The sequence below is a fragment of the Moorena sp. SIO3H5 genome (genome assembly GCF_010692395.1).
Taxonomy (GTDB): Bacteria; Cyanobacteriota; Cyanobacteriia; order Cyanobacteriales; family Coleofasciculaceae; genus Moorena.
Map to the genome: position 1 here is coordinate 1 of NZ_JAAHHS010000454.1, position 5,787 is coordinate 5,787.

The 5,787-nt window shown below is 40.4% G+C and carries 4 protein-coding genes and 1 pseudogene; all 5 read right to left on the bottom strand.

The features are described from left to right. Positions 1–982 (bottom strand): DegT/DnrJ/EryC1/StrS family aminotransferase (locus tag F6K52_RS31065; RefSeq protein WP_293088007.1); only part of this gene is annotated, 982 nt, incomplete at its 3' end. 3 nt (positions 983–985) lie between these two features. Beyond that, a complete protein-coding gene (locus F6K52_RS31070) occupies positions 986–2,296 on the bottom strand; it encodes a DUF3326 domain-containing protein (RefSeq protein WP_293088009.1) in 1,311 nt (436 codons plus the stop codon). A gap of 341 nt (positions 2,297–2,637) precedes the next feature. Further along, a complete protein-coding gene (locus F6K52_RS31075) occupies positions 2,638–3,588 on the bottom strand; it encodes an NAD(P)-dependent oxidoreductase (protein WP_293088011.1) in 951 nt (316 codons plus the stop codon). 38 nt (positions 3,589–3,626) lie between these two features. Beyond that, positions 3,627–4,493, bottom strand: a complete 867-nt coding sequence (locus tag F6K52_RS31080) for a hypothetical protein (protein WP_293088013.1) — start codon at positions 4,491–4,493, stop codon at positions 3,627–3,629. A 25-nt stretch (positions 4,494–4,518) separates the two neighbouring features. Then, positions 4,519–5,681 (bottom strand): annotated as a pseudogene (locus F6K52_RS31085) (IS4 family transposase); the annotation flags it as partial. Between the last annotated feature and the right edge of the window lie 106 nt (positions 5,682–5,787).

Sequence of the window (5,787 nt, forward strand, 5' to 3'; positions counted from 1 at the left end):
CCTCTTCACCAGCAAATTCCCCATCAATCCCGCGTTCGTACAACAGCTCTGCTAACTCTTGCCCTGTAGTGCGATCGCTTTTTAAATAGATTTTCAGCGGATCGCTAACTTGGGCATCATACGTTAACAGCTTGCCGTAATTATCCAATTGACTGCGCAGGCGATCGCATTCACCAATAGCTTGCCAAAATAAAGCTTGACCTTCCTCAGAATACCCCTTCTTAATCGCATCTTCAATACTCAGCATTAACAGGTTACTGCGGGTAGTGGTTTCAAATAAAGGCATCACCCCCATAACTTGTTCAATACTAAACCTAGAGTCAGTGGGTAAATGCAATAAAGCAGTTTGTACCAAACTCCCAGTATATTTGTGCATACTATGGGTGACGATATCTGCCTTAAATGCGATCGCTGATTGCCATTGTTCGTCCAGAAAGGGAAAATGACTACCGTGGGCTTCATCTACTGCTAAAGCCAGATCGTGCTTGCGACAGTAATCAGCTATCTTACCAATACCAATAGTTACACCTTCATAACTCGGATGAGTTAGTAACAAAGCCGATACGCCACTGGTTTCTAAAGCCGTAATCACCTCTTCAGTATTAGGCATCAGGGACTCAGAAGGAATAAAGTAAGGCTCTAATCCGGCTAAAATGATGCCGTTTATGGTGGCAATATGACTGTTGAGGGCGATCGCCACTCGCTTGTACTGAGTACCCAGTAAAGCACAAGCTGTTAAAACCCCTTGAGTGCCTCCCCCAGTTAGCCAAAACGTATGTTTAGTGCCATACATTTCAGAGAAATGTTTTTCGATGCTCTCAGTGCGAGGGCGAGTCAGAAATGGTACATCATATTGATAGATTTCTTGACTCAGGCGTACGCTATTTTGAGCAACTCCTTGGTGGGCAGGAGTATAAAGACTCACCTGAACATCCTGATTATGAGATGCGATGAGCTTATAAGCAGAAGAAGGTTGAGTCATAAGCTACAGAAAAATTGGCTGAAGTTGCGGCATTGGGCGAATTGTACTTTCCACCGCAATACCATTACGTAAGGCTAACAGTAATCCCGCCGCCTCCATGTAGCTATTGACACGATATATCGGGTTGCCTTTAGTTTCAATTTGCAATCTTTCAGGAGTAATATCGTACTTAGTGGTATTATCTTTAACTAAGATTACCGGCACACCTTGGTCTAAAGACGCTAAGAACGGAATATTTCCCACGGTTGTTTCTGGCATTACTACTGCCGAAACATTCTCCACCGATATCCTGGTTTCCCCTGCTGCTACGGGAGTATCAAACCTTACCGGACGAGGAGAATTGATTAAACCATTGAGAGGGGAACAAACATAGGCACTCGAAATTAATTCTGCTCCATCCCTAGGGTCTACTAATTTACCAAATCCCGTATGTTCCCACTCTAATAATAAGGGAGCATGGGCTGCAGTAAAGGGATAAAAATTAGTGAGCATGTGGGTCATAATTGCTTCCGCACCGCCCCAAGGATTCGGGATAGATTCCCCTCGGTAGTAAGCTTGACGGATTTTATCGTCTACTTCCAAAGTGGTCATTAAAGCCACCGCCCTAGCCGAAGAATTTTCCACCACATCTAGAGCCTTCATCAACTCATCCATACCTTTAAATTCCCCGGAAGCATTACCATACTGGGAATAGGTACAGGCGGTTTCCACTGGGCCACCTGTTACCACTACAGGGTCGATATTAATTCCCCCTACAGCACGCAAGCCATTGAGCGCATTAATAACATTGTTTAAAAATCGCTCATCTTTGGGCTTTTCAATAATTGCTGCAATGTTTTTGCGCTTCTGAGGAATAACCCCAATATTACCCAGGAGTAACTGACAAATCAGATTCCCTTCCAGATAAAGAACATTATCCTGACCGAAATAGATATCCGACGCAGTAACGGCATTGGGATTAGTGACCAGATAGTCACAAGCGGTCGCTAACAGATTGGTACTGGGAGTAGCATCTCCCGCAAAACCACCAATTTCTGCTCTGACTCCCGTGGGAATAATACTAACTGCCACAAACGGTTGGTTAGAAACCCGTTGACGAATATTGATGTCTAGTAATGATGACCAAACCGGCTTTCTGTCTGTATCGATAAAGCTGGATTCAAAGGTAAGCGTATCTCCTTCAACCTTGGTTAAAATCAAGCGAATGGGCACACCTGGTAAGGGAAGCGCAGCAATTTTTTGGGAAATTTCTATCCATGTCCGCTGTGAGGGAGAGCATTGGATTTCAAAATCTTTGGTATAGACTTGGGTCATTCTCTGTATTTACTTATCTAACAACTGATTTAGCCAACATGATCAGTTTTACACTAATCATCGACTGGCTTACTAATTAACTCATTAGGTCTAATTACCATTGATTCAGCAAGGGCGAAAACTTGGGGTAATCAATCTTTGATCGTTCATTTCTTTGCCTCCTAAGTTTTCCACTTAGCCAGTCTATCGTAATAATTACTTTTCATGATATAAAAATTGTTAAGTTTTGCAACAAACCCAGAGTAGACCGGGCTGCATCCCTTTAACGTTTACCTCGAACTACAGAAGGTTACGCGGAGTTAGTTCCTGACTTAATGTTTGATTAGAACAGATAATGACTCTCAGCGTCGTAACTTATGAGGCGTGTTGACGGTGTATCGTGGCTGTTCACTTCGTGCGTAGCGTCTAATGTTATCAATCACCACAGCCGCCATACCATCGTAACTTACCTCGGTTATGGCAGCAATGTGTGGAGTAATAATTACGTTTTGCTGATGAAGAGAATCCGTGGGGGAGTCAACGAAATCAAGACCAGCTCCTGCTAAATGTCCCTTCTCTAGTGCTGCTTCTAAGGCATCTGTGTCCACTAAACCACCCCGTCCTACGTTGATGAGAAATGCTCCAGGTTTAATTGCTGCCAGTGTGTTCTGATTAATCAGATGATGAGTGTTTTTAGTATACTCGGCACACAAGATAATATAGTCAGCAATTGATAACGCTTCAGAAAGAGCATTCGAGCCGTAAACTTTTTCTATCCCTGTTTCTGGTAACGCACCACGTTCTGGGTGTTGCCGAACCGCAACAAGACGCATTCCAAAAGCTTTTAGGCGTACCGCTAATGCTGTACCAATGTCACCAAATCCAACGATACAAGCTGTTTTTCTTAATAAGGCAATACCTGCTTTTGCACTCCAGTCTTCACTTTTAGATGATTGCTGTGTGGTTGTCATGTGTCGCGAGAGCATGAGCATTAGCATGATGGCATGTTCGGCAACGGAATCAGCATTGCCAGAAACACGCCCAGGTACATGTGCTACCCATACTCCAGCACGAGTAGCTGCCTCAATGTCTATGGTTTCTATACCCACACTAAACTCTTGCACTAAACCAAAGTGTCCAGAGGCAATAATTGAAGCATCAATGTTAGCCATCCAAGGTATCACAACATCAACACTATCTAAATACTTGATAATAGTATCTGAGGGACAGGTGATAATTTCATGGTCTGATAGTTGTGATGCTAGTAAGTTCACTGCTAGTGTTGCGCTATCGCTACACAATAAAACTTTCATAATTTAGACTGAAAAACAGCATCAAGTAATCCTTCGCATCAACCCCCTATAATCTTCATGGCTGCATTATGCCCTGGAATCCCACTAACGCACCCACCCCGTTTAGCTCCAGAACCACACAAGAAGATATTATCAAAGCCAATCTCCACACCCCACATTCCCCGTTCTTCTTCTGATTCTACAAAAGGCCAGGAAAGAGATTGATGGAAGACATGACCTGTGGGAATGCCCACTTCTCGTTCTACATCCACTGGAGTTGCGACATCAACACAAAGTTGACCATTTTTATCCCGCGCTATACAATCTTCTATGGGATATAATAAATATTGATTTACCCCATTAAGATACCTCTCTAATACTTTCTGTTTCTCTGTTTCATTGTCTTTAACAAATAAGCTATAAGGCATTTCCAACCCAAATAAAGTTAGGGTCTGGTAACCTTCTGCTCTCAGAGATGGGGAGAGGATAGAATCATCCGTTAAACTATGACAATAGAACTCCCCAGGGGGATGTTCTGGTATCACTCCTTCACAAGCCATTTTGTAGCTATCGATGATGTTTTGATAACCCTCGTTGACATGGAATGTTCCAGTAAATGCCTCTACAAGATCGTAATCTGCCTTCAAACGGGGTAACTTCCTTAAAACCATATTAATTTTGACAAACGATCCTTCATCTTTGGGATCGTTGGGAGGATTATACCCATTCAACAGTTGCGAAAGTTTTTTCGGAGCAAGATTAACTAAGACATATTTTCCACTGACATGGCTTTCTTGGTTATTATGTTGGAACTTTACGGTTGCTTGCCCTTCGTCTGGTTCTATTTTGGTGACTTCAGCATGGTTGAGTATCTCCACACCATTTTTTTTGCATTGAGCAACAAGTTCCTCTATCAGCTTCCCCATACCACCCACTGGAACACACCAATCCCTGGGGGGGCGACATGAGAGCTAAAAAGTAGACTGTATAAGCTTCATAGCTCTCATACCTCGTAAATAATTATCGAGCTTATGACGACTTAAACGCATTAACTTATCAACTAATTCCCAACATTGCGACCTAATATTAATCCATTTTTGAGCATACATTCCAATATAAAAATTACTATGTCTTTTAGTTAATCGCCCATATTCTTTGACTCTAGCTACATATTTTTGAACTCCTTTTTTATTAATTATTTTTCCCTTAATAGTTGCAATAAAGTAAGCAAAAGAGATTATAATAACTAAAGATATAAAGCGATCGCCTACAACATTACTGCCTTCCATATTATATCCACCGCTTTTATAATCTCGGAACATCTCCTCAATATCAAAACGTTTTTTATAAGCGGATATTGCCTCAGATGCTTCGCTCATATTTGTTAGAATAAACCAACCTTCTTTTGTTACTGTATTTCGATAACTTTTCTTCCATTTACATGCAATACTAAATCCTGATACTTGTTTAGTTTTGGTGACTTTAACCTTTTCAAAAAATAACAAAATTCCTGGTTTCAATCCCGAGTTTTTCAAGGAAATCCACCCCTGATTTTTGAGTTCAATTTGCTCGTTTTCTCTAAGTCTTAAACAAAACTTAAAACCTTGTTTATCTAGCCACTCAGCCAATTTAACTGAACAAAATTCCCGGTCACCTAAAATGACAATTTGATAATCATTAAATAGCTCTATAATATTTGAAATTAGTTGTTTCTGCTCGGAAAAGTTACTTGACCCCAATTTTGATAAAAGTTGAAAATAAACGGGAATTGCTCGGTTTTTATAAATTAAGCTAATCACCAATAAATTTTTGTTCTTCCAATTAGTTCTATCGATAGCTAAATAGATTATTTTTTCTTTAGGAAATGTTTGATTTATCCATTCTTGAATAATTGGAAACCACAAATATTTTACATCAAATACTGGCAAAGACAAAAATCTCTGTAGTTTTTTACGTCGTGAGTGAAATTGAATGGGTAAAGGGAGTGACTCTGCGATTTTTTCAAGTTTTATATTTTTGGTGTCTTGTATAATTATTATTATAAGGTAAAAAAACAATAATTGAGATTCACAAAGTAGATTTTTTAGATGTTTTTGATATAATTCTGGTAGCATTTTCAATTGATAGGTCGTATTGACAAGTTATGACCTATCTTTTTTTACCATAATTTGCTCAATTTAAGATGTATCAAGGGTTACAGGGCGCTTGTCGCCCCCCCAG